This window comes from Mycobacterium sp. (assembly GCF_049683355.1).
GTDB lineage: Bacteria > Actinomycetota > Actinomycetes > Mycobacteriales > Mycobacteriaceae > Mycobacterium.
This window is the reverse complement of sequence record NZ_JBAUJB010000333.1, coordinates 1-3,424: the sequence shown is the minus strand read 5'-3', so window position 1 is coordinate 3,424 and position 3,424 is coordinate 1. Positions and strand designations below refer to the sequence as shown.

General features: G+C 64.8%; 3 protein-coding genes and 2 pseudogenes. 4 read left to right on the top strand and 1 reads right to left on the bottom strand.

The window, feature by feature from the left end:
• Window positions 1–106: pseudogene (locus WA944_RS19305) on the bottom strand (antitoxin); the annotation flags it as partial.
• A 292-nt stretch (window positions 107–398) separates the two neighbouring features.
• On the opposite strand from WA944_RS19305, the gene WA944_RS19300 reads away from it, so the two are divergent.
• The 4 genes and pseudogenes from WA944_RS19300 to WA944_RS19285 all read left to right on the top strand — a co-directional run.
• The gene (locus tag WA944_RS19300; RefSeq protein ID WP_526369423.1) at window positions 399–791 is read left to right on the top strand and encodes a TA system antitoxin ParD family protein; all 393 of its coding nucleotides are present in this window, start codon (window positions 399–401) and stop codon (window positions 789–791) included.
• A 15-nt stretch (window positions 792–806) separates the two neighbouring features.
• Entirely contained in the window at window positions 807–1,388 is a 582-nt protein-coding gene (locus WA944_RS19295; RefSeq protein ID WP_526369421.1) for an ATPase, read from the top strand.
• Window positions 1,389–1,432: 44 nt separating this feature from the next.
• The gene (locus tag WA944_RS19290; RefSeq protein WP_526608564.1) at window positions 1,433–2,764 is read left to right on the top strand and encodes an IS1096 element passenger TnpR family protein; all 1,332 of its coding nucleotides are present in this window, start codon (window positions 1,433–1,435) and stop codon (window positions 2,762–2,764) included.
• Window positions 2,765–3,084: 320 nt separating this feature from the next.
• Window positions 3,085–3,424, top strand: a pseudogene (locus WA944_RS19285) (EspA/EspE family type VII secretion system effector); the annotation flags it as partial.

Here is a 3,424-nt window from a genome sequence, read left to right as displayed (position 1 = left end):
GTTCGCGGATCGCGACGGCAGTCACCGACGTGCTTGCTGCACGCGCCAGCCGCTCGAGCCGGTCCATGACATCGTCGGGCACATTACGCAGATGCAGAGTTCGCACCCGTCGAGTGTATCCAAAAGCAAGCTCCCTGCTAGCAGAATGCTAGCAGAGAGCACTCGGAACTGGGATCCGCCCACCGTTAGACCGCCTCGTCCTCACACCATCCGTTTTGCTGTTGCCGCAGCGGCCGAGCTACTCGAAACTGGTACAGGTGACCCGTTGCGGTGGAGCGCAACGCTGCCGAACGAGCGCTCAGTAACCCCGTTGCGGAGTCAGGCGAAGCCACCTCAGATATGCCACGACCGTAGCACTCTGCTACAGTCGTAACACATTGCTACACCAAAGGAGCGTCATGCCCGACACCGCCGATCGAGTGACCCGGATCGCCGCCGATCTGATGGACAGCGCTGCCGCCGAAGGCGCACGCCAGAGCCGCTCGGCGAAACAGCAATTGGACCACTGGGCGCGCGTCGGGCGAGCGGTATCCAGCCGGCACAGCGCCGCGCGACGCAAGGTCGAAGCCGCCCTCGCCGGCGACATTCCCATGCGAGACCTGTCCGATGAGGAAGGTGTCGTGTTCAACGCCGAGATCTCCGCAGTAGTCCAGGAAACCCTCGCGGGCACCGACTACGGCGCCGTGCTGGCCGCACGAGGCGTCACCACGGTGGCGCTCGACGACGCCGGCGAGATCGTCCAGTACCGGCCAGACGGCAGCACTGAGAGCCTGGACGGCGGCGATGACTGACAGCACTCTGCTTCGGTGAAGCGCCTCGACCTCGTCGTCGGATCCAACGGTGCCGGCAAGTCCACCTTCATCGAGCTGACCCTCGCACCACTGCTGCCGCGCAGCGTCTACGTGAACGCCGACGAGATCGGCAAGCGACGCTGGCCCGACGATTCATCCGCACACAGCTACGAGGCGGCACGGATAGCCGCGGACACCCGATCAAGGCTCATCGAACTCGGTGAATCGTTCATCGCCGAGACCGTCTTCTCACACCCGTCGAAACTCGAACTCCTCGACGCCGCTCACACGGCGGGCTACACAGTGATCCTGCACGCCGTGTTGATCCCTGAGGAGCTCGCTGTACTCCGCGTTCGACATCGGGTGCGCGCGGGCGGCCATGATGTGCCCGAACGCAAGATTCGCCAACGCTATCAACGGCTTTGGGATCTGGTCGCCGACGCGGCCGGCCGTGCGGACGAGGCGACGTTCTACGACAACAACGCGGTCCGCGGTCCGCGTGTGGTGGCTCAACTCGCCGCGGGATTCGTCGTCGGCACCCCTGCATGGCCGGCCTGGACACCCACCCCACTCTCCACACGCTGGCCTCACGGGTGACGATGGGTGCGGTCGCAGACCGGAATGCACCATAGGAGGGGCTCGTGACTGACCGACGACACCTGCGGGTGGTGACCGACCTGGAGTCGCGGCCCGATCTACGGCACGCCCGGCGACGCGATGCTGTTGTCTACCGGGTCAGGGTCGACATCGATGACGCCGATCCACCGATCTGGCGACGGATCGACCTGCGCTCGAACATCACGCTGGATCTCCTGCATCAAGTCCTGCAGGTGGCCTTCGATTGGACCGACTCGCACCTGCACCGCTTCTCGCTCGGCGGCAGCGCGTTCGACCGCAATAGCCAGCTGTTCCTGTGCCCGTACGATGTCGACGAACCGGACTTCGACGACGACGGCGGCGTTCCGGCTGCCGAAACTCGCCTCGACGAAACACTCAGTGAAACCGGTGATGTGCTGCACTACCTCTACGACTACGGCGACAACTGGGAGCTGACCATTCGCCTCGAACAGGTGCTGCCGGCCGATGGTGGCTGTCCCGCCGCTGTGGTCGTCGACGGTGAGCGCGCCGCGCCCCCGGAGGACTGTGGACACCTGGTCGACGCGGACAGCCTCGCCGAGGTGCTTCCAGACCCGGCCCTCTTCGAGCCCGAGCGCGTCAACACGGCGTTCGGTGGCGCGTACTTCCTATTGCGCGAATCCGGCATCGACACGCGCCTCGTCGATCTGGTTCATCAGCTCACGTACACGGCGCACGGCGACAGCCTCACCGCGGCGGCGCTCGTGCTGGCCTCAGGGTCTCCTCCGTTGAAGACGGACGACATGTTCCGCCAGCTGCGGGCGGTCCAGTGGTTCCTGGACCGGGCGAAGGACGGCGGCATCGCGTTGACGGCAGCGGGGTTTCTCAAACCGGCTGACGTGGAGGCGGCATCGGAAGTCGTTCCGGTCATGGCTGATTGGATCGGGAAGAACAACCGCGAAGCACACTGCTTCCCGTTGTTGCGGTTCCGAGAGAGTCTGCAGCACCTGGGCCTTCTCCGAAAGAACAAGGGCACTCTACTGCTGACCAAGGCCGGACAGGCCGCCCAGCAGGATGTCGACGCGCTCTGGGAGCATCTGGCCGGTCGGCTGATTCCCAAGTCCGGCGACAAGTTCCAGACGCAGGCCGTCCTGTTGATCCTGGCCTATGCCGCGGAGTCCGCGAATTCGGAACTGCCCTTGGGCCGGATCGCCGCGCTGCTGACCGAACTGGGCTGGCGCCACGGGGACGGGCGGGCCGTGACCGAATCCGCTCTGCGCCATCTTTCTGTCTACGAGGTGCTGACCAACCTCACCGATCAACCCGTGACCTTGCGGCGGCGGAACGCCATCAGTCCAGCAGCAGCCGCGTTGGCGCGCAGAGCTCTTGGTGGTTGAGGACGATACCTGGGTTGGCCCCGGACCAGCGAGCCGCACAAATTCGGTGCATCCAGGTTCATGGGGCGGGTTGATAATGAGACTCATGGCAGGGGAATCTGTTCATACCAAGCGAGGATGTCTGGGCACCCTCCGTCGGGATACCGCCCTACGACAACAACCTCGGAGACAATCGCGGCTTCTCTCCCACCGCCGGGCCGGAAGCGTCACGGGTCGCCATCTACACCGACTTCGACAACGGCATCATCGTTGCGCGCCAGAACGCTTCGGTCAATGCGGACACCGGCCATGTGCGCACGGGTACCCCGTCTGTCGGCGCAGTGCAGACCTCCGACGGCGGGGTTCTGATCCAGTACAACGCTGCGGACCCTTTCTCACCCGGCGGTGAGGCTCTGGCCAAGGCATCCGGGATCAGCGTGAACGGAACGCTGGGTATCGTGCCCTCGGACAACGGGTCCCGATTTGGCGGCGATGATGTGAGCACCTTCCCAGCCCTGGAGGTCTACAGCGACCGCGGTGGAACCACGTCGACGGTACTGCAGCAATGGCCGACTCTGACCAGCGACGCCTCCGGCCCGATGGCCGGCTTGATGTTCGACAAGGATATCGGCGATCCGGGCGTCACCGCTTCAGCCTCCCGCATTCATAGATCGGGCTCTA

Bases quoted from the DNA above. Each gene is read 5' to 3' on its own strand.
- WA944_RS19300 (WP_526369423.1), top strand. From the start codon at position 399: ATGCCCGACACCGCCGATCGAGTGACCCGGATCGCCGCCGATCTGATG.